Raw genomic sequence first — 26499 nt, forward strand, 5'->3', positions numbered from 1 at the left:
ACAGAGTGCTGGTTTGAGAAAGCTACGAGCGGCGACAGTCGCCCCAAACCAGCCAAGCGTGACAGGCAACAAGCGGCCCAGGCTGTGTAAAAACTTCAGCTGAAATTCAACGTGCGCGTTACTAGGCGAAATCCCTGGAGCTTGGCCGGGCTGGAGTGCTCAGAATTCGTTAGGAGACGCCGATGTTGATCATCAAATGATCAGTGCTCGGTGCTCGGTGCTCGGTGCTCAAAATATCTGTCGCCAGCCGCTTATGATCATTGGTTCTTACAGCCCCTACCCTGCAGTTCGCAATGCAGCGATTTCGCTATTGCGCTTCCAATACCGTTCGCATCCATTTCGGCAGTTTGCAGGCCAGCAATTTGACTAAGTCTTCAGGTCGGAGCCCTTTCTTGATCGCCGCAATACATTCAGGAGTTGAGCCGCCTTTACCGAGATAAAACAATGCACTGATAGCGGCACCCACCTCAGTTCCGGCATGTTGCATGACCATCGGTGCCGCGTGTATCAGCCGAATTTCAGCTTTCCCTATGAATACTGAACGGCTGGCTCCGCTGGTGTAATAGATTGGAATGAGTGGCATCTGGGTGCTGAGCCCAAACCTTCTGACGGCATTGGCGCCGTGGATCTGCAGAGACAAGCGTTTCTGCTTGGTAATCAGGCTAATCAATTTCCAGGGATTGGGGCGAGCCCTGGCAACGTAGCGTCCGGGTTTCGGGCGCATATAGATCCCGCGATACACCCGTTCGAGCTCGCCTCGGTTGACCAGTCGAGCTATTGCTTTGGATACGGCGTTTTTCGTTCCAAACCCTGTGAAACGGCTAATGCTGAACGGCTGCCCTTTAGGTAGGCGCTTGACTCGTTGCGCAATCCGGGCGGATACCGACTGGGCTTGATCAGTGCTGAGCATCGTGGCGTTCACGCCTATAGCGTGAAGTCTAACGACGAACTGAAAAGCGGCTGATGGAACGCAATCACCCTTCGCCGATATTCATCATCTTGAGCGTCGTTTACCAGGCACTCTTCGAGGCGCCCCAGCGAGAAAACTTGAACGGCGGACGGGTAGTGTCTGAGCAGGCTTTTCGCATAGCTGCGAATGTCATCAGGTAGTTCGGTGTTACGAGAGAGGTCGCGGAGAAAAGCTTCGGTCTTGACGACACTCCGGGTTCTTTCATGCGGAAGGGTCAAAGCGGCTACCTCCTTATTCAGTTATTCCAATCTACGAGACCAGAACGGGCAAGCCGCGCGCTTACCCCTAATTTGTCCGCGATTCGACGTGGTGCGGCTGATGGATTTTCAACCCTACAATCAGTTCTTTCCCCAGTAGTTGTCTTTGCTGACCAGACCAAAATCTTCGGAAGCAAATGGCTGATCATCATCGAACATACCATTGACCATGCGCTCCCGACGCAACCCACTCAGCACCCTGAAAAAGCAGGGCTCACAGAGATGCACCCGGTAGTGCTCCCCATCATGCTGGGAGCCATATCCCCATTGGGCTTCAAGCTTGCCGTATTGGGGACCATAGCCGGGAATACGCGTGCCAGAGCGGCACACGTCGCAGATCACATCCTCAACGACATCGACCAATGCCTGCGACTTAATCTCCATGCACACCTCACGATTACGTTCCACACGACGCCGGCCGGTTATGGATTCATGAACACCAACATCATTGGATCAGCCTCGACTGGCTGAGCATCAAAAACAAGCCAGTAGCTGCTGCCGATAATGCTGGGAAAAGCTGACCTGGTAAGCGGGCTCAATTGCAAAGCCACCCAGCGAAATGATGTTCGTAGGCTGCGATCCAATACCCGGTTCTGCACCACCTAACCCCGCACCGTCGAAACCTTCGACATGACCCAAAGTGCCCATCGGCTCAGGCCTGGAGCCTGGAGTAAAACCAGGCATCTGCACATCGCTCAAAACTGCCAGGTCATCAGGCAAGTCATCCGAAATTCGCTCCGCAAAGCCCTGAAGCGTTGGCTCCGCCAACATGAATAGCCATGCCTGGTCGTCGGACTCACCTGTGCGCCGCAGCACTCGCCCCAGCACTTGCCGGTAATGCAGTTCGGTACGGATACGGCTGAGATAGCAGCACACTTGCAGGCGGGGAATGTCGGTGCCTTCGCTGATCATTCCGACGGCCACAATCCAGCGGCAGGCGCTGCTCCGGAATACATTGATTACCTGCTGCGCATCCGGGGTTTTGTTGGTCACGATGCGGCACTCTTCACCCATTGCTTCCAGAGCCAGTACAACTTGCTGGGCGTGTTCGATGTCGGTGGCCACCACCAAACCAGCGGCATCAGATTTGATCTGGCGTAGCTCGTTCAGCTTGCTGCAGCCAAGATCGAGGATTGGATTGACCACCTCGTCATGACGCAGAAGTTCCTCATAGGTGACAGGTGACTCCCCCAAAAGCTTGGCGATGCTGGGAAACAGCCTTACGGAGCTATCCGCGCCAAGCTCTTCCGTAAGTTTCACCTTCTGATTGTCGAGTAACACAATGCGAGGTGATCGGCACACGCCGTCGGCAATGGAATCTTTCAAGCCATAACGGTAATCACAGATCAAATGCCCCTCGGGCGAAGAGTAGCGAGCCAATGCGATGGCCTTGTCGTCCGAACGCCAGGGCGTGCCAGACAGGGCCAACGTGAAGGCAGCCCGATCCTGTATTCGATTCAGTATCTGCTGCCCCCAGGCATTGCTGAGCAGCGGATCGTGGCCGGCGCAATGGTGGATTTCATCGAAGACCACAAGCACCCGGTAATCATCAAGCAGCTGCCAGAATCCCTCATCACGGTATTCCATGGCCTGATAGGTATATGCCGCCCCAACGGCACCTATTTGCCCATCGAGACGTCTGCCCAGGACTTCCGCAAAGGTCGAACGAAAACCCTCCACGACCTGGCAGGACGGCGCAAAGCAAAGCACCAGATCAATTCTGTCCTGCTCAAGCAGTCGGCTGGCTAGCTCTGCGGCCATGCGCGTCTTACCAGCCCCCGGCGTTGCCTGGCAAAAGAAGTGCGGCGTGACGGTGAAGTGCTCCAACGCCCTGGTGATGCAGCTGTTCTGCCAGCTGCGTAGCAGTCTGCTCATTGTGGCGCAGCAAGCGTTTTGAGGGTCTTTTCGATGGCGCGTAGATGGCCCAGAAGGCGAGAGCTGCGATCCCTGGCCTCCAGATACTCGCCTTCAACCTTGCCCCGCAAATGTGGCATCTCATCCAGAAGCAGCTTGAATCGTTCCGCCTCGCCCATAGAGGACAGGAAGTCCAAGCGGATTTCCTTGTGGAGCGCTTCGAGCTGCTGATTCGTATTTGCTGGAGATTGAAGCGGTAGCGCCTCCACTTCGAACGCAGCCGGTGCCTGCTGGGGTTCCCCGGCAATCTTGAGGCTGCTCTCAAAGCCGTTGTCGATCAATTCCAGTTGCAGATGTGCCGGAATCGGCTGCAGATGGTAGACCTGCCCTCGAACACGACGATCCTCATCCAGCACAACCCAGCCCGCGCGCAGCAACCGGCGAATCTGCTCATACACATAGCGGCGCACATCGGCGATACGGAAATGTGTGCCGTTTAGGCGAGCGGCATAGGCATCGCGCAGTTCACGGGTCGTAAACGTTGTACGCCCTGGCTCCTGAAGCAGCTCATACAGACGCCTGTCGAAGATAAACGAGGCCGATTTCATTGAGGCACCAGAAGGGTTAGCGCAAAAATGCGGATTATAATCCGTGGCCTGTGCGTCCGCAAACGCACGATAGTGCCGCCTCAAGTTGAATTGAGACGGTCATGGATAAGTTGGCGAAAGCGTTAGGGGAACGCATCCGAATGCAGAGGAAGGCCTGCCGGATTTCCCAGGACGCATTGGCGCTGGCGTGCAGTCTCGACCGCAGCTACGTAGGTCGCATCGAGCGTGGCGAGGTCAACATCACCGTCGAGAAGCTCTACCGCATCGCAGGCGAGCTAGCCTGCGATCCTTCAAGCCTTCTGCCAAAGCCATCTGAAATCTGATCGAGCACCTAATGCTGTTAAACAGCAACGCTCTCGCTACGTTGCCCCAAACCGACAGCAGCCTTAAGCATCTTGAAAATCACCAACGCAAATGTCCGTTTCTTGGTCTCGTTATCCAGCGCTTCCCGTAAAAGCTTGTTATGGGCTGGTGGAGGCTAGGCTGTGGTCACATACAAGGCTAGAGTCATGTGCAGGCACCATCGTCTTCATCATACTCAGGATCATCCTCTCCCCATTTAAAGCGGTAGAGGGTAGGGCTTTCATAATCCGCAGCGGCCGAAAACACATCACTCGCCAGCATGCTCACAATGTCACCCGTATTAAGGGGCACGCTTGCACTACCGTCCGAATCCGCGTGGTGATCGTAGATATAATCCCACCCCGCGTCCGTGACCGCCCACAGCGCCAGTTGAGCATCTCTGTCCATGCCTTCCAGGCAGGCATGCAGCAAGCTTTCGATAACGTCTTCGTAGGCCGCCCAATCAGAAGATTCCTCTCCCTGGATCTGGGCGCAGATCTCCTCCCAGACGTTCGCTAGCCCAGAATCCCCTGACAGCTCTGCAGCCATACTTTCCAGCTTTTCGATCACTTCTTTGACGGTCGATGCAGCTAACCTGCTAGCCCACGCCCTAACGATGTGTTGCTCTATACGACTCATGCGCTCTCCATGCTCATAACCTGCGGTTAGTTAATGCTTGGTGAAAGCCCAGCCTGCTGGGTCAGCATCTTCAAAATCACCAACGCAAACGCCCGGCTCTTGGTTTCGTTATCCAGCACTTCCAGCGAAAGTTTCTCGTGGTCGGTCATGGCGTCCAGCACGGTGTCGAGTACGCGCTTGGGGAACAGGCCGTGCATCACTTGCTCCACCGAGTGGTTGTTCACCTGAGCCATCACATCTTCCTGGCGGCTGATGCGGTTGGCGATGCCAGTGAGGAATTGCAGCTGGTCTTCATCGCTCACTTCGGCACCGAAGATATCGTTCAGCGCCTCGATGATTTCCGATAGCCGTTTCTTCTCCGGGTCGTGGGGCTTGCCGCTGCCCAGTCCCGTGGCCGGTTCGAGGCCGTAGTCGCCTTGCTCCTCGCTCAGGCGCAGCTGATGCTCGGCGCGCTTGGTCAGGCGGTAGTGGGTCAGTTGCAGCTCACCCACATCCACGTCTTCCTGATCGAGGCGATCCACGCGCAGCAGCGGGTGCAGGTGCTTGGCGTACACGCACAGCTGCTCCAGCTCGCGATCCTCGTAGGGGATGATCTGCGAAAGGAACTCGTACAGGCGCACAAAGCTCTGCAGGTTTTTCTTGAACAGGTCGAGCTGATCGACTTGCTCACCGGCTTCCTTGAGGGCTGCTTCGGCCTTTTTCAGGCCGTCGCCGTCGCCGTTCTTCTCGGCGGTACGCTTGAAGTCCAGCGCGTGCTGGCGTGATTCCTGGGCCAGCTTGTAGCGCTTGGCAAAACGCTCCTTGGCCGGCGCGCAGTAGTAACTGAGCTTACTGGCGGCGGCCTTGGGGTCGAAGAAGGCCAGCGCAAACGCCGCCACCTCTTCCCAGTGGTAAATACCCTCGGCATCCAGCTTCTTCTGCAGGTCATAGATGAGCTGTGGGTCGGTCACGTCGGTCAGCTCGGCCTTGGTGTAGTACGGCAGGAAGGCGTCGAGAATGTCCTGAGCGTCGTTGAAGAAGTCGAGGATGAAGGTCGGCTTGCTGTCGCCAAAGGTACGGTTCAGGCGCGACAGGGTTTGCACGCAGTCCACGCCCTGCAGCTTCTTGTCCACGTACATGGCGCACAGCTTGGGCTGATCGAAGCCGGTCTGGTACTTGTTGGCGGCGATCATCACGTTGAAGTCCTGGGTGTCGAAGGCTTCCGCCAGGTCGCGCCCGTTCAGGCCGGGGTTGAGCAGGCTGCTGCTTTCCGTCACCTCTTCGGGAATCACTCCGTCCGGCAACACACTGCCGGAGAAGGCCACCAGCGGATGCACATCGGTGTAGCCCATCTGCTTCACATAAGCCTGCACCGCCAGCTGATAGCGCACCGCCTCCTGCCGGCTGCTGGTGACCACCATGGCCTTGGCCTGGCCGCCCAGCAGGTGGCGGATATTGGCGCGGAAGTGCTCGACGATCACCTCCACCTTCTGGCTGATGTTGTACGGATGCAGGCGCACCCAGCGCGCCAGTTTCATGCGCGCCTTCTTCGAGTCCACTTCCTCGTCGTCGCCGTCCGGGTGGGCGATCTTCCAGGCGGTGCTGTAGGTGGTGTAGTTCTGCAGCACATCGAGGATGAAGCCTTCCTCGATGGCCTGGCGCATGGAGTACAGGTGGAACGCCTCGGGTTTGTTGTCGGCGCTCGCCGGCAATGCCGGATTGGCCGGGCGACCGAACAGCTCCAGGGTCTTGGCCTTGGGCGTGGCAGTGAAGGCGTAGTAGCTGATGCGCTCGTTGGGCGCGCGGGCGGCCACGGCGGCGTCCAGCAGCTCTTCGGCGCTGATCTCTTCCGCGTCCCCTTCGTTTCCAACAACAGCATCGCTGCCGAGAATCTGCTTGAGCTTGCTGGCCGATGAGCCGGTCTGCGAGGAATGCGCCTCGTCGGCGATCACCGCATAGCGCCCGCTGGCAAGCCTCGGGTACTTGTCCAGCGCATCGAACAGCGCCGGGAAGGTCTGGATGGTGACGATGATGATGCGCGTCTGCTCGGCCAGCGCCTCGGCCAACTGCTCGGACTTGCTCTGGCTGCCGATATCGCGGGTGATGCACTTGACCACGCCCTGGGCGTGCTCGAACTGGTAGATGGTGTCCTGCAGTTGCTTATCCAGCACGGTGCGGTCGGTAATCACGATCACCGAATTGAACAGCCGCTGGCCCTCGGCATCGTAGAGCGAGGCCAGTTGATGCGCCGTCCAGGCAATCGAGTTGGACTTGCCTGAGCCGGCGCTGTGCTGGATCAGGTAACGCTTGCCCGGCCCTTCAGCGCGGGTGGTCTCGATCAGTGTGTTGACCACTTCCCACTGGTGATAGCGCGGGAAGATCAGGGTTTCTTTGGTGAGACGCTTGCCATCGGCATCTTCCTTCACGCTCTTTTGCAGGTGCAGGAAGCGGCCCAGCACCTTGAGCCAGGCATCCGGCTGGAACAGGCGCTGCCACAGGTAGCCGGTGGCGTACTGGCTATCGTCTGGCGCAGGCGGGTTGCCGGCGCCGCCGTCGAGGCTGCCGAGGTTGAACGGCAGGAAGAAGGTCTCCTTGCCGGCCAGCTGGGTGGTCATCGCCACCTCATCCTGACTCACGGCAAAGTGCACCAGCGCACCGCGTTTGAAGGTCAGCAGCGGCTCGGGCTTGCGCGTCAGCGGGTCTTTTACCGGGCGGTCGTAGCGGTACTGGCGCTTGGCGTTTTCCACGCTTTGCTTGAACTCGCTTTTCAGCTCCAGCGTGGCGACAGGGATGCCGTTGACGAACAAAACCAGATCCAGACGCGGGTTGTACTCCCCCTCGCGATAGTGCGGGGAATACGACACCTCCGGCACCACGCGCAGACGGTTGCACTGGTAGCGCTTGAGCGTATCCGGGTTCATGCCGTGGTCGGGCTTGAAGCTGCACGCCTCAATCTTCACCCCCGGCAGCTTGAAGCCATGACGCAGCACATCCAGGGTGCCGTCCTGCTCCAGTTCGCGAACAAGTTTCTGCACCAGCACGGCGTCCGGATTGTTCGGGTTGGCCTTGGCGAACTTGTCCCAACGCTCTGGCCAGGCGTCCTTGAAGTAACCGAGAAAGTCCTCGGTATACAGCGCCGTGTGCCGGTCATAGCCGCTGGCCGGGCCGGTGAGCCAGCCTTGGGCGGTCATGGCGCTGATGATGTCCTGCTGGAACTGGGCTTCCTTGCTGTCTGCCATTACACGGCCTCTGCTACTGCTGGTTCGGTGGCTGGAGTGCTGACCGGTGGCTGCCAGCCGCGTACGTCGATTTTGCCGGTGACGGCGGCGGAGATTAGGGCTGAGCGGCGTTCTTGGAGCAGCCGGACACCACAAGCTGCCTCAGTCAACAACGCACCCAGCTCTGCATCAATCTCCAGAATGAAAGCCTGGATAGCTGCACGCTCAGAACCCGTCGGTGGAACCGCAATTTTTATTGAGCCAAGAGCTTCCGCAGTTAACTTTGGCTGAGCAGATCCGGTCACGTAGTTCGTCAAATCCTGCTGCTCAATAACCTCCACCCAGTAAGTAAGACTGTCATCCTGAGGTCGAATTATATGAGCATGGTTGTTAACCCAGTATTTACCTTGTGCCACAAATGCAATCGGGGTTGATCTCATAAGCAAGTTCGCCCCATCCTCGGACACTAAGACCAAGTCCTCTTCGAAGATAAAATCATTTACATAATCAATAATCCCAGATGCACCATAGTAGGGATAATCCCCCTGCATTGCTCCCCGGTCTTCCGCCTTGATCGGAATACGTTGCCCATCAAGAAACTCAAAGAAAAACTTAATTGGGGCGACTGTCCAATGCGCCGGCACCTCGCCCAGCCACTCCACGCCAGAGTCTTTCATCGGCACCGTCGGGTTAAGGCCTTTGGTGACGGCGTGGGAGATCACGGCCTGGCGCTTTTCCTTGAGCAGTTCGATCAGGCGCTGCTGCTCTTCGATCAGCGCGTCGATGCGGGCGGTTTCGTGGTCGAGGAATTCACCAATCGTTCTCTGCTCGTTAAGCGAAGGAAAAGGAAGGGATAACTGAACAAAGTTGTTATATCTGAGAGCCTGTCCGTCACGGACAAGATTGCTCGTATTTTGAAGCGCAGATATGAAAGAGACGGATTTGAAAAGATGTTTAAAAAATCTATTGTCGATTCCTCTATTGGCATAGAGCGGCACATATGCAGAACTTACAGCGCCACTATAGGAGCAAAACTCCAGCCCGCCTTGGAAGCTCCGCATACTGATGAAAAAGTCATTAACTTCAGCTTTCTTTAAAATATCTCGACCCAAGATAACCTGCATCACCTTCTGGCCTTCAAGCTCTGAAAATAACCTCTGCGGAATGACGCCATACTTTTGCGAAGCTGTCAGCTGTTCGTCACTCTCAAGGGCCTTAATATTTCTCTCCGAGAAAATGTTTTTGCTCCGATAGACATGCCAGTGACTCGGATCTCACCAACCCATTCATGACCGGAATTCTTGTATTCCGGATAGCTAGAAAACGTCATGCCGACAGCCCCTCGATCATCTGCTTGATGCGATCGGTGCAGGCTTTCAGGTCGCGGTCGATCTCGGCCAGAGGGCGCGGCGGCTGGAACACATAGAAGTGGCGGTTAAAGGGAATCTCGAAACCGACCACGCCGACTTCGCCGTCCTGCGCATCCGTCTTGCTCTCGTCGATCCAGGCATCCGGCACATGGGGTTTTACTTCGCGCTCGAAGTAGTCGTATACCGACTCGCCCAGCGGCACGTTCTCGTTGTCGCGCAGGCCGGCGTCGGCTTCCGGCTGGCCCTTGACCATGCAGATATCGGCTTCCGGGTCACGCTCACTCAGGGCGTTGAGGATGGCCTTCAGCTCCGGCGTACTGGGGAATACGTCGTGGGCGTTGAGTGCCTTTTTCAGCAGCTTGCTGAATTGCTCGCGGTTGCGGTGCAGCACGCTGGCGTCCATGGCTTGCAGCGCCTCGACCAGACGCTGACGGGCCGGGGCTTCCAGCTTCTCGATGGCTTTTTCTTTCAGCACTTTTTCGATGCGCTCGGCGCTGGCCTGGAAGTTCAGGCGCAGCGGGCGTTCCACGGTGATGCGCCGGTAGCCGAAAGCTTCGACGGGGAAGATCTTGCTCTGCGGCGTTTCCTCGAAGCGGCCATACAGGCGCACCAGCGCGTCGATCTGCTCCTCGGTGAGGTACTGGCGCTTGCTGCCCAGCGATTTGCGCATCTTGGCAAAGTGCTGGCTGCCGTCAATCAACTGCACCTTGCCCTGGCGTACGGCGGCCTTGTGGTTGCTCAGCACCCACACATAGGTGGCGATGCCGGTGTTGTAGAACATGTCGGTGGGCAGGGCGATGATGGCTTCGACCAGATCGTTCTGCAGCAGGTAGCGGCGGATCTCCGACTCACCCGAACCGGCGCCACCAGTAAACAGCGGCGAGCCGTTGAGGATGATGCCGATGCGCGAGCCACCTTCACGCGGGTCACGCATCTTGCTGACCAGGTGCAGGAGGAACAGCAGCGAGCCATCGGACACACGCGGCAGGCCGGGGCCGAAGCGGCCGTTGAAGCCCTTCTCGGTGTGCTCGTCGGTAATCTGCTTCTGTACCTTCTTCCACTCCACGCCAAACGGCGGGTTGCTGAGCATAAAGTCGAAGTGGTGCTCGGGGCCGGCCAGTTGGTCGTTGGACAGGGTGTTGCCCAGCTTGATGTTGGTGACGTCCTGGCCCTTGATCAGCATGTCCGCCTTGCAGATGGCGTAGGACTCTGGGTTCAGCTCCTGGCCGTGCAGCGACACGGTGACTTGCTGGCTGATGGATTGGATGTACTCGTCTCCCTCGGAGAGGAAGCCGCCGGTGCCGGCAGTCGGGTCATAGATGGTGACGATGCTGTTGGGCTTGAGCTTGTCGTCCTGCCCGGTGATCACCAGCGAGGTGGTCAGGTGCACGATATCGCGCGGGGTGAAGTGCTCCCCGGCGGTTTCGTTGGAGCTTTCCGCGAACTTGCGGATCAGCTCTTCGAAGATGATGCCCATGCCGAAGTTGCTGATGCGCTCGGGGCTCAGGTCGGTGGCGGCGAAGCGCTGCACTACCTGATACAGCAGGTTGGCGGCGGCGAGTTGCTGCACGAAGTCTTCGAAGTGGAAGTGCTCGAAAATCTCGCGGGCATCCTTGCTGAAGGACTGTACATAGCTCATCAGATCGGCAGCGGTCTGGGTGTCGGACAGCGTGCCCAGGGTCAACTTGGAAGCATTGAAGAACTGCTGCCCGGCGGCGCGCAGCAACAGCCGCTCGCGCACCAGATCAGGCCGACCTTCCTGGGCGTAGGATTCACGAATCACCGCTTCCTTGGTCGGCTCCAGCACACATTCCATACGCCGCAGCAGGGTGAACGGCAGGATGATGCGGCCGTACTGAGATTGCTTGAAGTCACCGCGCAACAGATCGGCAATGGACCAAAGAAACGCGGCCGTCTGGGAATGGTTTTCCGTGTTCACGCTACTACTCCTTGGAATACGCGTAAAAACGCGAGTCTAACCTAGACGCCCGTCATCACCTCACCCGCACTGTTTGAGTTTTCTCGACAGCATCGCGGAAGCCCGACTTGTGGATGCCCTGAGAAGTAATGAGCCTTTTATATAAGAGGAACTTTATCTGCTGTTCTCACGAGAGGAAATCTGCTGGCGAAACCTGGCCGGAGCGATCACAGGAGCACTTCGAAAAAAGTTAGGTTTTGGAGCCTAAATTTGACCCAGAATCAGCGAAAGCTAACTAAAAGCTCTGCCATAACACAAGATCGAGAGGAAAAACCGTGCTGAATAGGCTGGAAAGCCAACGATCGCAAGGGATCGACTGAAGATCGCAAAACGTGACTAAAAGCTAATAGCGCAGATATGCATATTGAGCCATGGAAACGAATGCCCGTGACAAAGAAATAGAAGAAGGAAGACCCCGTCGCAGCGACGGGTCAGAACAGTTCGGCAAAGCTACCGGAATGCTCATGACAGGGCAAACCACCGGACATGCTGTCTGCGTGATGGCATTTTGCCGCTTAACGGGGCATCATTGCGTTCTTTCCGCGTTAGCTGTATGGCTTTTCTCGCCTTAACACATAGGTCCGATCCGCTTGGCCGATTCTGATCCCCTTCAGCCGCGCTCGTCCCGTCCCGAGTGGTTCACCAGGCTCAGCCAACTGGCGGGTCGGGTGTTTAGTCGCTGTATGTCGCCCCGACGTTCTGTTTCCCGTTGGCAAGCGTTGCGCTATTCGGACTCCATACTGGACGCCATCGAAGAACGTATCCTCATCAGCGACCTCACCGGTCGGCTGCAGTACCTCAACAGCCAGGCCGGGTCGATGTTCGGCCTGAACAATCGAGACGTGGGACGTTATCGATTGCAGGAGCTGCTGCCGACGCTCTGCCGCGACGCATTCGAGGCCGGCGATCCACGTGCCGATCTCGTCCTGGAGCCCGTGCGACGGCTGCAAGATGGGGAAACGCACATTTATTCCATGACCCGCCGAGCTCTGTGCCTGGGCGGCAATACGCAGCCTTCCGGTTTCGTCTGGGTGATGCGCGACATCACGCGTGAGCAGCAGGCGCAAACAGCGCTGGCGGAGCGGGAGCGTTTCTGGTCTGAGGTGCTGCGTGCGGTGCCCGACACGCTTTATGTGCAGGACTTGGCTGCGGGCAAGCTGCTGTTCAGTAATAACAACCTGGCCTCGCGCCTGGGTTACAGCGAAGAGGAGCGCGGCGAAGATGCCAATTTCTTCTGGCAGCGCATCAGTCACCCCGACGACCAGGAATACATCGCGCGGCTGCTCGCCCTGCGCGGCTCGATTACCGACGGTCAGAGCCAGGAATCTCTGCTGCGTTGGCGCCACCGTAACGGCAAGTGGCACTGGTTCAGCGTTTCCGAACAGGTGCTGGCGCGCAATGAGCAGGGGCGGGTGCAGCGGCTGATCGGCGTAGCCCGGGATGTCACCGCCAATATCGAGCACAGCCATTCCCTGCGTGTTAGTGAGCGTCGGTACCGCATGCTGGCCGACAGCCTGCGCGATCTGATCTTCACCACTGACAGCGCGGTACGCATCAATTACATCAGTCCGTCGGTGCAAACCATGCTGGGCTACAGCCCCGAATGGGTGGCCCGTCATGGTCTGGATCGGGTGGTGACCAAACCGCGTCAGGCCGCTGGGTTCTACGATTTGATGCGCCGAGTGCGCAAGGCTTCGGCTAATCCGGCGGCGATCGCCGAACTCGGAGAGAGCCTGCAAGGCGAAACGTTGTACTTCGATTGTGTCGCCGCCGACGGTCGAACGCTCGCGCTTGAGTTGCGAGTCATGTTGCTCTGGAACGAGAACAATCGTTTCGACGGCGCATTGTGCATCGCCCGTGACATAAGCGAGCAGCGCCAGGCGGAGAAGGCACTGCGCCGCGCCGCGACGGTATTCGACCATTCCACCGCCGCTATCGTGGTTACCGATCCGGCTGGCCAGATCGTCCAGGTCAACGCGGCGTTCCAGCGCATCACTGGTTATCGCACCGACGAAATACTGGGCAAGCTGCCGACGGCACTCAGCGCGGATCGACAGCAAGCCAACCAGATGACCTTCGTTCGCGACAAGATTCTTCAAGCCGGAACCTGGGAAGGCGAGTTCTGGCTCAAGCGCAAGACGGGCGAAACCTATCCGTGCTGGGTCGGCATTACCGCCGTGCGCGATGCTGAAAACGACTTGGTCAGCTACGTCTGCTTCTTTAGCGACATGAGCGAGCGCAAGGCCAGCGAGAAGCGCATCCATCGCCTGGCCTATTACGATGGCCTGACTCAATTACCCAACAGGACGTTATTTCAGGATCGCCTGCACAGCAGCCTGCAACTGGCCGCACGGCGGGGTGGCTGGGTGGCGCTGATGTTTCTCGATCTGGATCGGTTCAAGCCGATCAACGACTCGCTGGGCCACGCTGCGGGCGATCGGATGCTCAAGGACGTCGCCGCGCGTCTGGCTTCGTGCGTCGACGAGGACGATACCGTGGCGCGCATGGGTGGCGACGAGTTCACCTTTCTCCTGCGCCCCAGCGGCGATCGCGATGAGGCGTTGAGCCGTGCGATTCAGGTCGCCGAACGCATTCTGGCCAGCCTGACCGAGCCATTCGTGCTGTCGGGTCGGGAGTTCTTCGTCACCGCCAGCATCGGCATCGCCCTCAGCCCGCAGGATGGCAACGACCTCAGCCAGTTGATGAAGAACGCCGATACGGCGATGTACTACGCCAAGGAGCGCGGCAAGAACAATTTCCAGTTCTACCAGGCCGAAATGAATGCCCGCGCGCTGGAGCGTCTCGAACTGGAAAGCGATCTGCGCCATGCGCTCGAGCAGCGGCAGTTCGTGCTGCATTACCAGCCGCAATTCCTCGTCGATGGCCACACCCTGACCGGCGTCGAGGCGCTGTTGCGCTGGCAGCACCCACTGCGTGGCCTGGTATCGCCAGACGATTTCATCCCGGCGCTGGAAGAGCTTGGGCTGGTAGTCGAAGTCGGCGACTGGGTGCTCCGCGAAGCCTGCCGTCAGATCGTCGAATGGCAGGCGCAGGGGCTTGTCGTGCCGAAAGTCTCGGTGAACCTTTCCGCCAGGCAGTTCGCCGACGGCCGGCTCGGTCAGCGCATCGCTGCGATTCTGGCGTCCAGCGACATCCTGCCGGGCCGACTGGAGCTGGAGCTGACCGAAAGCATTCTGATGCAGGATGTAAATGGAGCGATGCGCATCCTTGATTCGCTCAAGCGTCTCGGACTCTCCATTGCGATCGACGATTTCGGTACCGGCTATTCCTCGCTGAATTATTTGAAGGCGTTCCCCATCGACGTGCTGAAGATCGACCGCAGCTTCGTCGACGGCGTGCCGGCGGGCGAGCAGGATACGCAGATCGCCCACGCGATCATCGCCATGGCACACAGCCTAAGGTTGTCTGTGATAGCCGAAGGCGTGGAAACACAAGCTCAGCTGGACTTCCTGCGCGAGCATGACTGCGACGAAGTGCAGGGCTTTTTCCTCGGCCGACCGATGCCGGCCAATGGGCTGTCGATCTATTTGGGTGAGGAGCGGACGATCGACACAACTGTCGCAGGCTAAGCGTGGTGCGCGGAACGCCGACCGTATTTTTTCGCAACGACCAGCTTTCCAGCCTCCAGCGCTTTTTTCCGTCTCAGCATTCATGTTGCCCATGACCACAGTTCATACCCGCGATCTGGTGGATGGGGTAGAATCCGCGCCTCTCTTTTATCCAACGCCAGCTGATTCTCAGGGGACCGCCATGTTCAGCCGTGATTTGACCCTCGCCAAATACGACGCCGATCTCTTCGCTGCCATGGAGCAGGAAGCCCAGCGTCAGGAAGACCACATCGAGCTGATCGCCTCGGAGAACTATACCAGCCCGGCGGTGATGGAAGCCCAGGGTTCGGTACTGACCAACAAGTACGCCGAAGGTTATCCGGGCAAGCGCTACTACGGTGGTTGCGAGTACGTCGACGTGGTCGAGCAACTGGCCATCGACCGCGCCAAGGAGCTGTTCGGCGCCGACTATGCCAACGTCCAGCCCCACGCTGGCTCCCAGGCCAACGCCGCGGTCTACCTGGCGCTGCTCAGCGCTGGTGACACCATCCTCGGCATGAGCCTGGCCCACGGCGGCCACCTGACCCACGGCGCTAGCGTTTCGTCCTCCGGCAAGCTGTACAACGCCGTGCAGTACGGCATCAACGACCAGGGCTTGATCGATTACGACGAAGTCGAGCGCCTGGCCGTCGAGCACAAGCCGAAGATGATCGTTGCCGGCTTCTCCGCCTATTCCCAAGTACTGGATTTCGCCCGCTTCCGCGAAATCGCCGACAAGGTTGGCGCCTACCTGTTCGTCGATATGGCTCACGTGGCTGGCCTGGTCGCCGCTGGCGTCTACCCGAACCCGGTGCCGTTCGCCGACGTGGTCACCACCACCACCCACAAGACCCTGCGCGGCCCACGCGGCGGCCTGATCCTCGCCAAGGCCAACGCTGAGATCGAGAAGAAGCTCAACTCCGCCGTATTCCCGGGTGCCCAAGGCGGCCCGCTGGAGCACGTGATCGCGGCCAAGGCGGTGTGCTTCAAGGAAGCGCTGCAGCCCGAGTTCAAGGTTTACCAGCAGCAAGTCGTGAAGAACGCTCAGGCCATGGCCGAAGTGTTCATCCAGCGCGGCTTCGATGTGGTTTCCGGCGGCACCCAGAACCACCTCTTCCTGCTCAGCCTGATCAAGCAGGACATCACCGGTAAGGACGCCGATGCGGCCCTGGGCAATGCCCACATCACCGTGAACAAGAACAGCGTGCCGAACGATCCGCGCTCGCCTTTCGTCACTTCAGGCCTGCGTATCGGTACTCCGGCGGTCACCACTCGTGGCTTCAAGGAAGCCGAGTGCCGCGATCTCGCCGGCTGGATCTGCGACATCCTCGACAACATGGGTGACGAGTCGGTGATCGAGGCGGTGCGCGGCAAGGTCGAAGCGATCTGCGCCAAGTTCCCGGTCTACGGTAAGTAATATTCAGCGCAGCATGGAGAAGCCCGGTTATTGCCGGGCTTTTTCGTTTTTACCAGATGACGATCTTGCAGCGTTCAGCAAGATTCGTGTTATCCGGAGACGCTCAATGCAGCTCAGACACAAGATCGCCGCACTCAGCATCCTGCCACTGCTGCTGGCCGTGGCGGTGGTCTGCGCGTTGGTGCTGTTCCAGAACCAGCGCCTCGGTGAGCAACAGGCGCAACTGATCGAAAGCAGTATCCTGGCGAGCAAGCAGGCCGAGTTGAAGAACTATGTCGAAATGGCCCTCAGCACCATCGCGCCGCTCTACGACGCTGGCCTCGACGATGAAGAAACCCAACGGAAGGTGCTCGCCGCGTTAGGACGCTTCAGTTTCGGCAGCGACGGTTACTTCTTCGTCTACGACCGTAACGGGCGCAACCTGATGCATCCGCGGCAGAGCGAGCTGGTCGGCAAGGACCTGTGGAATATGACCGACCCCAACGGCCTGCCGGTGATCCAGGCCTTGATGCACAGCGCCCAGACCGGCAAGGGTTTCCAGCGCTACATCTGGGAGAAGCCCTCGACCGGCCAGTTCGCGGCGAAACTGGCCTATGTGGTGATGCTCGAACGCTGGGGCTGGATGCTAGGGACCGGCATCTACCTCGAGGATGTGGATCAGGCGATTCTGCTAGTGCGTGAAGAGGTCGCCAGCGGCATCCACACCACCATGCTGGCGATTGCTGCCGTGGCGTTGGTGGCCGTATTGCTGGTGTTTGCCAGCGGGCTGACGCTGAACGTCAGTGAGCGACGGTTGGCCGACCGCAAGCAGCAGCTGCTGACTCAGCGCATCGTCAGCCTGCAGGAGGAAGAGCGCTCGCGCGTCTCCCGAGAGTTGCACGACGGCATCAGTCAGCTGCTGGTGTCGATCAAGTTCCAGTTCGAGCTGGCCAGCCATGAACTGGCCAGCGGCAACCAGAAGGCGCAGACGACGCTTGATATGGGTATCGAGCGACTGGCTGGCGCCATAGGCGAGGTGCGGCGAATCTCTCACGACCTGCATCCCTCACTGCTCGACACGCTGGGATTATCGGCGGCGATTGGCCAGCTCGTGGCAGAGTTCGAGCAGCGCAGTGGGCTGGAGATGCGATACAGCAACGCGCTTGGCGACGGAGATCCGGACGATTCGGTGGCCGTCGCGCTGTTCCGGGCCTTGCAGGAAGCGCTGACCAATATCGACCGGCACGCCGCGGCGCAGTCTGTTCATATCAGCCTGGACGGGGACGAAGCCTCTGTGCGCTTGCGCGTTCGAGACGACGGCATGGGCTTCGACCCGCGCCGGCTCGATAGCATCAAGGGCAGCGGTATCGGCCTGCGCAACATCCGTGAACGGGTGGAGCACTTCGGTGGACGTTTCAGTCTGCTATCGACCGCCGGCGGTACCGAGCTGGACGTGACCTTGCCGGCACGGGCCGGCTGACAAACATCGATCCAAATAATAAGAGGCTCGCTCAATGAACCCGAAAGCTCGCATAAAGGTGGTACTGATCGACGACCATGCCTTGGTTCGGGACGGCATCCGCGCGTTGCTGATGGCCGTGCCCGAACTGGATGTAGTCGGGGAGGCCGGCTGCGGTGCCGAGGCGATCGACCTGCTCGAACGTGTGTCAGCAGACGTGGTGCTGATGGACATCGGGCTGAAGGACGTCAACGGTCTCGAACTGACGCAATCGCTACGCGAGCGCTTTCCATGGATCCGCGTGCTGATTCTGAGCATGTACGACAACCAGGAATACGTAACCACCTCGGTTAAAGTCGGCGCCCACGGTTACGTGCTGAAGGATGCGCCATCGCGCGAAATCATCGTAGCGATCGAAGCGATTGCTGCCGGTAATACCTACTACAGCGCGGGAATTGCGGAGAAACTGGCCAGCCGCGGCGGCGAAGAGCGCGAACTGACGCCACGCGAGCGCGAGGTTTTGCTCATGCTCGCCCAGGGGCATAACAACAAGACCATGGCGCGTGCGCTGCAAATCAGCGTGCGGACGGTGGAAACCCATCGGCTGAGCATCCGCCGCAAGCTCGATATCGATCGGCCTGCGGACCTGATGAAGCATGCGATGGTGCATGGCTGGTTGCCGGGACAGCACTAACGGCAGTTGTCACGCTCAAACGCAGGCGGTGTGGTCTACCGCGGTGCTGCCACATCGAATGCAACCAACAGTCTCCGGAATCTGCATGTCTGACAAATCACTCGGAGTGAGACCTCCGCCTCCATTGGTCTACCTGATCTTCATCGGCTGTGCCTGGGGTTTGGCGAGCGGGGTGCCGCTCGACCTGCCGGGACATGAGCTGGCGTCCTGCGCCGGCTGGGCCTCGATTGTGCTGGGCGTCCTGCTGATGGTCTGGGCGGCATGGGAGATGTTTCGTCATCGCACCACCATCAATCCCTATGGCAAGCCGAGCAGCCTGTTGCAGAGCGGGCCGTTCAGCTTTTCGCGCAACCCGATCTACCTAGCCGATACGATGATCTATTGTGGCCTTGCGCTGCTGCTCGCCAGTCTCTGGCCCTGGCTGCTGCTACCCTTGCTGTTTCTCTGCATGCAGCGCACCGTGATCGTTCACGAAGAGCATTTGCTGACGAGGCTGTTTGGCGACGAATACGCGCCTACCGGCGGCGAGTGCGCCGTTGGCTCTGAGCGCCGCTTTGGTTGGGGCGGGCTCGTCTTGTCAGTTCACAGAAGTTTACCGGGAGCCGAAATCATGACCGAAAACACCCACGACCGTCGGCGCTTCCAGCGTATCGACTTCGACGCCGTAACGGAGCTCGTCCAGGGCCAGAACCGCTGGCCGGTCGAGCTGCACGACCTGTCATTGAAAGGATTGCTGGTCCATCGCCCGTCGAGCTGGGATGCCGACCCCGCGCAACCGTTCCACGCGCGGATTCGTCTATCTGACGATGCGGAAGTGCGCATGGAGGTCGAAATGGCGCATGCCGAAGGCGAACTGATCGGCCTGGTTTGTCGCCATATCGATGTCGAATCGATTAGCCATTTGCGACGTCTGGTCGAACTCAATTTGGGCGATGAAACGCTACTCGATCGTGAGTTGACGGCGCTGGGCGAGCCCTGATCACACGCTACTCGAACAGCGCATCCAGCGCCTGTTCCAGACGCGTCACGCCAATGATCTGCAAACCGGCGGGCGCCTCCTTCGGTGCGTTGCCCTTGGGCACGATGGCGCGCTTGAAGCCATGTTTGGCCGCTTCCTTCAGTCGTTCCTGGCCGCTGGGCACCGGCCGGATCTCACCGGACAGGCCCACCTCGCCGAATACCAGCAGATCGGTATCCAGCGGGCGGTTGCGCAGGCTGGAAATCACCGCGGCCATCAGCGCCAAATCCGACGCTGTTTCCAGCACTTTCACGCCACCCACCACGTTAATGAACACGTCCTGATCATAGGTGGGAATGCCGCCGTGGCGATGCAGCACCGCCAGCAGCATAGCCAGGCGGTTCTGGTCTAGGCCGAGGGTGACGCGTCGCGGATTGGCCATATGACTGGTGTCGACCAACGCCTGCACCTCCACCAGCATCGGCCGGGTGCCTTCCCAAGTGGCCATGACCACGCTGCCAGGCACCGCTTCCTGTGCACGGGTGAGGAAGATCGCCGAAGGGTTGGTGACTTCCTTTAGCCCCTTGTCGGTCATGCCGAACACGCCGAGTTCATTGACCGCGCCGAAGCGATTCTTTACAGCGCGCAGCAGCCGCAGACGGCCGTCGGATTCGCCCTCGAAATACAGCACGGTGTCGACCATGTGCTCCAGCACGCGCGGCCCGGCCAAGGCGCCTTCCTTGGTTACGTGGCCGACGAGGAAGATCGCCGTGCCGCTCTGCTTGGCAAAACGCACCAGCAACGCCGCGCTTTCGCGCACCTGGGCGACGCCGCCTGGGGCCGATTGCAGCTGCTCGGTGAAGATGGTCTGGATCGAGTCGATCACCATCACCTTGGGCTTTTCCAGCCGTGCGGTGGCGATGATGGATTCGATACAGGTCTCGGTCATCATCTTCAATTTGTCCTGCGGCAGGTCCAGCCGCCGTGCGCGCATGGCCACCTGTTGCTGGGATTCCTCGCCGGTGACGTACAGCGCCGGGAAACGCTGGGCGATGGCGCACAGCGTCTGCAGCAGAATGGTGGATTTGCCGATGCCGGGGTCGCCGCCGATCAGCACCACCGAACCATCCACCAGACCGCCGCCGAGCACACGGTCCAGTTCACCGGATGCGGTGGAAAAGCGCGGCACTTCCTCGACGCTGACTTCGGCCAGGGTTTTGATATTGGCCTGTTCACCCGCCCAGCCGGCACGCCCGGACGGCGGTGCGGCGCCGTCGATGATCGTTTCGACAAGGGTGTTCCAGGCGCCGCAATCACCGCACTGGCCGGCCCACTTGGGAAAGGTCGAGCCGCACTCGGTGCAGCCGTACATGCGCTTGGCCTTGGCCATGGGGAACTCCGCGTCGGGAAAATGGAGTCGCATGATAACGGCTGGCTTGATCGGCATCAGCCACAAAGGGCGCAAGATGCGCCAGACTGCATGAAACCGTCCCGGAGTGAGACCTATGCGCCATCTGCTGTTCCTTCACCTGCTCGGTGCTAGCGTCTGGGTCGGCGGCCATCTGGTGCTGTTGTTCAGCGTCTTGCCTAGTGCGTTGCGCGGTCGTGACGTGCAGCCGGTGCGTCATTTCGAGCAGCTTTACGAACGGGTCGGCATTCCTGCCTTGCTGCTGCAGATCATCACCGGGGTCTGGCTGGCCGGGCGCTGGTTGCCGCATTCGCAGTGGTTCGGCGACTCACCCGTCGCACACCTGGTTCAGGCCAAGCTGATCCTGTTGGGCTTTACCGCCTTGCTTGGTGTGCACGCGCGGCTGGCGCTGATACCGAAGCTGAACGCGCAACGCCTGCCGCAGTTGGGCGTGCATATTGTGTTGATCACCCTGACGGCGGTGGCGTTCGTCTGGGTGGGATCGGGATTCCGTTTCGGTGGGTTGTTCTAGCAGGCCGTCAAAACCCACCGCCAACGGCCTCGCCTAGCAGGCATGTGCGAGCACGCGGCTGGTCGTACGCTAGGGGCCGATCTTGTTCGGCCTTTGTGAACCGGCGGCCGGATGAGTCCGGCCCTGCAGGTCCAGGCCGTTGAGTGAGTTTGTCCGTCGGGTTACGCCTTCGGCTCACCCGACCTGCAACTGATACGTGGCTGGTCGTAGGGCCGAACTTGTTCGGCCTTTGTGAATCGGTGGCCGAATGAATTCGGCCCTACGGTTAGCAGGCCGTTGAACCCGTCGTGGCGGCGGGCTTGGTTCTTGGACGGCTTAGCCGCAGCAGCCGCCACAGCAACTGCCGGAGGCACGCTTGAGGTCTCGGGCGATATCGCCCTTCAAAGTCTCACGCTCCTGCTTGAGCGCCTCGAGCGACGCGTCGTCCAGGTTTGCGGCGCTGCTGATGCGCTTGTCCAGCGCTTCGTATTCCTCAGTCTTACGGGCGAAGACTGGGTTTTCCATGCGCAGTTTTTGCAGTTGTTCGCGCTTTTCTGGGAAATCCTTGATCAATGGGTGATGTTCGACGTGCATGGAGCTGCTCCGGGATGTACAGGGGAGCCGCTACCTTAGCGTTGCGGCCGATTAACCCGGTTGACGGCGATCAAGCGATCGATATCCTCGCGCTCCAGCCGTCGGAGTGCGGCCCGCTCTGGTATGCGATCCGAAGGGTGCCTATGCTCTACAACGGTTGTTACGCCGTATTACGGCATTCCGATGCAAGCCAATTACCGTAAGGATTTCGATATGAGTCTGATCAGCGAATTCAAGGCGTTTGCCGTCAGGGGCAATGTGATCGACATGGCCGTGGGCATTATCGTCGGTGCAGCCTTCACCAAAATCGTTTCGTCCTTCGTTGCGGACGTGGTCACTCCGCCGCTGGGACTGTTGATCGGCGGGGTGGACTTCTCGGACCTGGCCATCGTACTCAAGCAGGCTGTGGGTGATACGCCGGCAGTCACCCTGAGCTACGGACGCTTCGTCCAAACGGTATTCGACTTCGCCATTGTGGCGTTCGCCATCTTCCTGGCGGTCAAGGCCATCAATCACCTCAAACGCAAGGAAGCCGAAGCACCATCGGCCCCGCCAGCGCCCTCCAAGGAAGAGGTGTTGTTGACCGAAATTCGCGATGCATTGCGCGCGCAGAACCGGTCCTGAGATCGCTTCCCTAGTGCTCGAACAGCCGCTGCCCCCTGCGGGCCAGGTCGGTGGTGGAGAGGAGCCGTTCAAGGCGGCGAGCTGAGCGGTTCGCTCATTGGGGTGGCATAGGGATACTGGAAAAGAGCTCCCGGCGCGGGGCGCCGGGAAGCGGAGTGGCTTATTCCGGCTTCGGCGTGGTCGCGGTGCTAGCCGGTAGTAGCGGATAGGCCACCTGCGGTTGCTCACCGGTCAGGCTGTGCAGGAAGGCGGTAATGGCCTTGACCTCGTCATCCTTGAGCTGACGACCGAGCTGGCTGTCACCCATGATGGCGACGGCCTGCTCCAGGTCCCACACCTCTCCGCTGTGGAAGTAGGGTGGAGTCAGCGCGATGTTGCGCAGCGGCGCTGCGCGGAACACGTACTCGTCGGCGGCGGTGTTGGTCACGGCGAAGCGACCCTTGTCATCTTCCGGCAGGATGTCGGCGCCCGGCTTCTTGATCACGCCGAAGGGAAAGTAGCTCTGGCCGCCGACGTTGATGCCGTTGTGGCAGGCGATGCAGCCGGCATCCATGAACAGCGCCAGACCTTCCTTCTGCTGCGCATCCAGCGCCTTGTCGTCGCCCTTGAGGAAGCGGTCGAACGACGAGTTGGGCGTGGTCAAGCTAACTTCGAAGGCTTCCAGGGCATAGGCCATGTTGTCGAAGCTGACCGGGTCCTTGTCCTTGGGGAACGCCTTGGCGAACTCGGCAACGTATTCGGGAATGCTCTTTAGCGTCGCTTCCACACGTTCCGGCGTGCTGTTCATCTCGACGCTGGCCTGCACAGGGCCCTTGGCCTGTTCCTGCAGATCCTTGGCGCGGCCATCCCAGAACTGCGCGGCGTTGAATACAGCGTTGAGCACGGTCGGCGAGTTGCGCGGACCCTTCTGCCAGCCATGGCCAATGGAGGTGGTGACGTTGTCGCTGCCGCCGATGCTGAGGTTGTGGCAGCTGTTGCAACTGATCACGTGGCTGCTGGAAAGGCGCGGATCGAACCACAGCTTGTGCCCAAGTATGGCCTGGTCTTCGCTGACAGTCTGGCCACGGACTTCGGTGACCTTGTCCGGGATCGGCTGGAAAATGGCGTTGGCACGGTCGCGCAGTTCGTCGGCATGGGCGGTGCCGGCGATCAACAGAAAACCGCTGAGCAAAAGAGGAAGTGGGGCGCTCATCAGGGGGCTCCTTATAGATATTGGCAGGTTCTAGGAGGCCTGTTTCCGTCGAGCGAAGGCTTGATTCAAGTCAAGCGGGAGCGAACTTCCGATGCTCGCTATCAATTAGCTCGCTACTAATTGTTTCGACGCTAGTTGAATAGAAGCCTTCGTCACTCGGTCGGAAAAATGCCCGCTTAGTCTGCCGGGCTCTGAATTGCGCGCTTGTTGTTCGTCGTCTCGGGCGCACGCCTGCCAGCCTTGCAGCAGGACAGTGGCAACGCCAGAATGGCGGCATCAATCGTGGCCACGAGGCCGCTCCAGCAAGGATTTCCGATGCCCCAAACTGACGCTGCCGGCCTGCGCCTGGCGCCCGATGCGCTGACCCGCCCCTTCGAACCCAGCCAGTTCGACTTCAAGACTACCGACGAACTGGAACCTTTCCTGGGCGTGCTCGGCCAGGAGCGAGCCGTTGAGGCCCTGCAATTCGGCGTGGCGATGCCGCGTCCCGGTTACAACGTCTTCGTGATGGGCGAGCCGGGTACGGGGCGTTTCTCCTTCGTGCGGCGTTACCTCAAGGCTGAAGGCAAGCGTCTGGATACGCCGTCGGATTGGGTGTACGTGAATAACTTTGACGAGCCCCGTGAGCCGCGCGTAGTGGAACTGCCCCAGGGCGGCGCGGGGGAATTCATCGCCGACATCGGTCAACTGATCGACAACCTCATGGCGACCTTCCCGGCGGTGTTCGAACACCCGAGCTTCCAGCAGAAGAAGAGCGCCATCGACCGCGCCTTCAATCAGCGCTACGACAAGGCGCTGGATGTGATCGAGAAGCTCGCGCTGGAGAAGGAAATCGCGCTTTACCGCGACAGCAGCAATATCGCCTTCACGCCGATGAAAGACGGCAAGTCGATGGACGAAGCAGAGTTCGCGCAGCTGCCAGAGGCGGAGCGCGAGCGCTACCACGAAGATATTTCCGCGCTGGAAGTGCAGCTGAACGAGGGACTCGCCAGCCTGCCGCAGTGGAAGCGCGAATCGAGCAACCAGTTGCGTCAGCTCAACGATGAAACCATCAGCCAGGCATTGCAGCCGCTGCTGGCGCCGCTGTCGGAAAAATACGGTGAAAACGCGAGCATCGAAGCATATTTGCAGGCCGTGCAGGTCAACCTGCTGAAGACCGTGGTGGAGCAACTGGTCGACGAGAATCGCCCGGACGCCCAGACCCGCCAGCTGCTGGAAGAACAGTACAGCCCAAGCCTGGTGGTCGGGCACCCGCTGGACGGCGGCGCACCGGTGGTGTTCGAACCGCACCCGACCTACGACAATCTGTTCGGCCGCATCGAGTACAGCACCGATCAGGGCGCGCTTTACACCAGTTATCGGCAGCTGCGTCCGGGTGCGTTGCACCGCGCCAATGGCGGCTTCCTGATGCTCGAAGCGGAAAAGATGCTCGGCGAGCCTTTCGTATGGGAAGCGCTCAAGCGTGCGTTGCAGTCGCGCAAGCTGAAAATGGAATCGCCGCTGGCCGAGCTGGGGCGTCTGGCCACCGTCACCCTGACGCCGGAAGTCATCCCGCTCAACGTCAAGGTGGTGATCATCGGCTCTCGGCAGCTGTACTACACCCTGCAAGACCTGGATCCGGATTTCCAGGAGATGTTCCGCGTACTGGTGGACTTCGACGAGGAGATTCCGCTGGCCGAGGACAGCCTCGAACAGTTTGCCCAATTGATGAAGACGCGCACCTCGGAAGAGGGCATGGCGCCGCTGACCGCAGCGGCAGTGGCGCGTCTGGCGACCTACAGCGCGCGCCTGGCCGAGCATCAGGGGCGCTTGTCGGCGCGTATCGGCGATCTGTTCCAACTGGTCAGTGAAGCGGATTTCATTCGCCAGTTGGCCAAAGACGAGGTGACCGATGTCGGCCACATCGAGCGAGCGCTGAAAGCCAAGGCGACCCGGACCGGTCGTGTCTCGGCACGAATTCTCGAGGACATTCTCGCCGGGGTTATCCTCATCGACAGCGAAGGCGCGGCCATCGGCAAGTGCAACGGACTCACCGTTCTGGAAGTCGGCGACTCAGCGTTCGGCATGCCGGCGCGCATCTCCGCCACCGTCTATCCAGGTGGCTCGGGGATCGTCGATATCGAGCGCGAGGTCAACCTCGGCCAGCCGATTCACTCCAAGGGCGTGATGATCCTGACTGGCTTTCTCGGCAGCCGCTACGCACAGGAATTTCCGCTTGAGATATCCGCCAGCATCGCGCTGGAGCAGTCCTACGGTTACGTCGACGGCGACAGCGCCTCGCTCGGCGAATGTTGCGCGCTGATCTCAGCCATTTCGCGCACGCCGTTGAAGCAGTGCTTCGCCATTACCGGCTCGATCAACCAGTTCGGTGAAGTGCAGGCGGTTGGAGGGGTGAACGAGAAGATCGAAGGATTCTTCCGCCTCTGCGAAGCGCGCGGCCTTACCGGCGAGCAAGGCGCGATCATTCCTTTCGCCAATGTGACCACTTTGATGCTCGACGAGCGTGTGCTGGAAGCCGTACGTCAGGGGCGCTTCCACGTGTATGCGGTACGCCATGTGGATGAGGCGCTTTCGCTGCTGGTGGGCGAGCCGGTAGGTGCGGCGGACAAGGACGGAAACTTTCCCCGGGGAAGCGTTAACGGCCGGGTGGTGGAGCGCTTGCGCGATATCGCCGAGATCGAACCCGAGGACGACGGCAAGAGCGATGCGGCTTCTCCAGAGGAGGTGCTGGCACAAGCGAAGGGGGGCGAGCAGAACTGACCGGTTCTGCATTGAGCAAAAACCGGACGGAACGATACGGCCGGCGGCGGGTCTGCAGTGGACGAGAATTCCCACTCTCT

Annotated in this window: 20 protein-coding genes and 2 pseudogenes; 10 read left to right on the forward strand and 12 right to left on the reverse strand. The window is 59.7% G+C overall.

Annotation, left to right across the window (positions count from 1 at the left end):
• Nucleotides 1-307: 307 nt before the first annotated feature.
• The 5 genes from NA647_RS12680 to NA647_RS12695 form a co-directional block, all read right to left on the reverse strand.
• Nucleotides 308-910, reverse strand: coding sequence for a DUF6088 family protein (locus NA647_RS12680; protein ID WP_256057991.1), 603 nt, complete (start codon nt 908-910; stop codon nt 308-310).
• Nucleotides 911-924: 14 nt separating this feature from the next.
• On the reverse strand, nt 925-1188 hold the full coding sequence (locus NA647_RS19660) for a BPSL0761 family protein (protein ID WP_143498806.1): 264 nt from the start codon (nt 1186-1188) through the stop codon (nt 925-927).
• 120 nt (nt 1189-1308) lie between these two features.
• On the reverse strand, nt 1309-1611 hold the full coding sequence (locus NA647_RS12685; protein WP_256057992.1) for a hypothetical protein: 303 nt from the start codon (nt 1609-1611) through the stop codon (nt 1309-1311).
• 90 nt (nt 1612-1701) lie between these two features.
• Nucleotides 1702-3102, reverse strand: a complete 1401-nt coding sequence (locus NA647_RS12690; RefSeq protein WP_256057993.1) for a DEAD/DEAH box helicase — start codon at nt 3100-3102, stop codon at nt 1702-1704.
• A complete protein-coding gene (locus tag NA647_RS12695; protein WP_256058050.1) occupies nt 3099-3689 on the reverse strand; it encodes a hypothetical protein in 591 nt (196 codons plus the stop codon). Before NA647_RS12695 ends, NA647_RS12690 begins: the two co-directional genes overlap by 4 nt.
• A gap of 101 nt (nt 3690-3790) precedes the next feature.
• Between NA647_RS12695 and NA647_RS12700 the strand changes: the two genes are divergently transcribed.
• Entirely contained in the window at nt 3791-4012 is a 222-nt protein-coding gene (locus tag NA647_RS12700) for a helix-turn-helix domain-containing protein (protein ID WP_011979093.1), read from the forward strand.
• Nucleotides 4013-4196: 184 nt separating this feature from the next.
• Here NA647_RS12700 and NA647_RS12705 read toward each other — a convergent pair whose 3' ends face one another.
• The 4 genes from NA647_RS12705 to NA647_RS12720 all read right to left on the reverse strand — a co-directional run bounded on the left by NA647_RS12705 (nt 4197) and on the right by NA647_RS12720 (nt 11176).
• The gene (locus tag NA647_RS12705; RefSeq protein ID WP_256057994.1) at nt 4197-4670 is read right to left on the reverse strand and encodes a hypothetical protein; all 474 of its coding nucleotides are present in this window, start codon (nt 4668-4670) and stop codon (nt 4197-4199) included.
• Nucleotides 4671-4696: 26 nt separating this feature from the next.
• On the reverse strand, nt 4697-7888 hold the full coding sequence (locus NA647_RS12710; RefSeq protein WP_256057996.1) for a type I restriction endonuclease subunit R: 3192 nt from the start codon (nt 7886-7888) through the stop codon (nt 4697-4699).
• Nucleotides 7888-8994, reverse strand: a complete 1107-nt coding sequence (locus NA647_RS12715; protein ID WP_423836471.1) for a restriction endonuclease subunit S — start codon at nt 8992-8994, stop codon at nt 7888-7890. The genes NA647_RS12710 and NA647_RS12715 overlap by 1 nt, the downstream gene beginning before the upstream one ends.
• 199 nt (nt 8995-9193) lie before the next feature.
• Nucleotides 9194-11176 (reverse strand): type I restriction-modification system subunit M, encoded by a 1983-nt coding sequence (locus tag NA647_RS12720; protein ID WP_256057997.1) that lies wholly within the window; start codon nt 11174-11176, stop codon nt 9194-9196.
• An 824-nt stretch (nt 11177-12000) separates the two neighbouring features.
• On the opposite strand from NA647_RS12720, the pseudogene NA647_RS12725 reads away from it, so the two are divergent.
• The 6 genes and pseudogenes from NA647_RS12725 to NA647_RS12750 form a co-directional block, all read left to right on the forward strand.
• A pseudogene (locus NA647_RS12725) lies at nt 12001-14805 on the forward strand (EAL domain-containing protein); the annotation flags it as partial.
• Between the two features lie 181 nt (nt 14806-14986).
• Nucleotides 14987-16240, forward strand: coding sequence for a serine hydroxymethyltransferase (gene glyA, locus NA647_RS12730; protein WP_256057998.1), 1254 nt, complete (start codon nt 14987-14989; stop codon nt 16238-16240).
• Nucleotides 16241-16346: 106 nt separating this feature from the next.
• Nucleotides 16347-17699 carry a cache domain-containing protein gene (locus tag NA647_RS12735; protein ID WP_256057999.1) on the forward strand — a complete coding sequence of 451 codons (1353 nt, stop codon included), beginning with the start codon at nt 16347-16349 and terminating at the stop codon, nt 17697-17699.
• Nucleotides 17700-17733: 34 nt separating this feature from the next.
• Nucleotides 17734-18372, forward strand: coding sequence for a response regulator (locus NA647_RS12740; protein WP_256058000.1), 639 nt, complete (start codon nt 17734-17736; stop codon nt 18370-18372).
• 85 nt (nt 18373-18457) lie between these two features.
• Nucleotides 18458-18918, forward strand: a pseudogene (locus NA647_RS12745) (methyltransferase family protein).
• 64 nt (nt 18919-18982) lie between these two features.
• Nucleotides 18983-19351, forward strand: a complete 369-nt coding sequence (locus NA647_RS12750) for a PilZ domain-containing protein (RefSeq protein ID WP_256058001.1) — start codon at nt 18983-18985, stop codon at nt 19349-19351.
• Between the two features lie 7 nt (nt 19352-19358).
• Here NA647_RS12750 and radA read toward each other — a convergent pair whose 3' ends face one another.
• Nucleotides 19359-20720: a DNA repair protein RadA gene (gene radA / locus NA647_RS12755; RefSeq protein WP_256058002.1), complete on the reverse strand. Its 1362-nt coding sequence runs from the start codon at nt 20718-20720 to the stop codon at nt 19359-19361.
• A 115-nt stretch (nt 20721-20835) separates the two neighbouring features.
• Between radA and NA647_RS12760 the strand changes: the two genes are divergently transcribed.
• Nucleotides 20836-21270: a CopD family protein gene (locus NA647_RS12760; RefSeq protein WP_256058003.1), complete on the forward strand. Its 435-nt coding sequence runs from the start codon at nt 20836-20838 to the stop codon at nt 21268-21270.
• Nucleotides 21271-21585: 315 nt separating this feature from the next.
• Here NA647_RS12760 and NA647_RS12765 read toward each other — a convergent pair whose 3' ends face one another.
• On the reverse strand, nt 21586-21843 hold the full coding sequence (locus NA647_RS12765) for a YdcH family protein (protein WP_256058004.1): 258 nt from the start codon (nt 21841-21843) through the stop codon (nt 21586-21588).
• 213 nt (nt 21844-22056) lie between these two features.
• On the opposite strand from NA647_RS12765, the gene mscL reads away from it, so the two are divergent.
• A complete protein-coding gene (mscL, locus tag NA647_RS12770) occupies nt 22057-22467 on the forward strand; it encodes a large-conductance mechanosensitive channel protein MscL (RefSeq protein WP_197445928.1) in 411 nt (136 codons plus the stop codon).
• A gap of 160 nt (nt 22468-22627) precedes the next feature.
• On the opposite strand, the gene NA647_RS12775 is transcribed toward mscL, so the two are convergent.
• Complete coding sequence (locus tag NA647_RS12775) at nt 22628-23659, reverse strand: cytochrome-c peroxidase (protein WP_256058005.1); 1032 nt, start codon at nt 23657-23659, stop codon at nt 22628-22630.
• Between the two features lie 315 nt (nt 23660-23974).
• On the opposite strand from NA647_RS12775, the gene NA647_RS12780 reads away from it, so the two are divergent.
• Nucleotides 23975-26419: a Lon protease family protein gene (locus tag NA647_RS12780; RefSeq protein ID WP_256058006.1), complete on the forward strand. Its 2445-nt coding sequence runs from the start codon at nt 23975-23977 to the stop codon at nt 26417-26419.
• Nucleotides 26420-26499 lie beyond the last annotated feature (80 nt).

This window comes from Stutzerimonas stutzeri (assembly GCF_024448985.1).
In the GTDB taxonomy this organism is placed as follows: domain Bacteria; phylum Pseudomonadota; class Gammaproteobacteria; order Pseudomonadales; family Pseudomonadaceae; genus Stutzerimonas; species Stutzerimonas stutzeri_AP.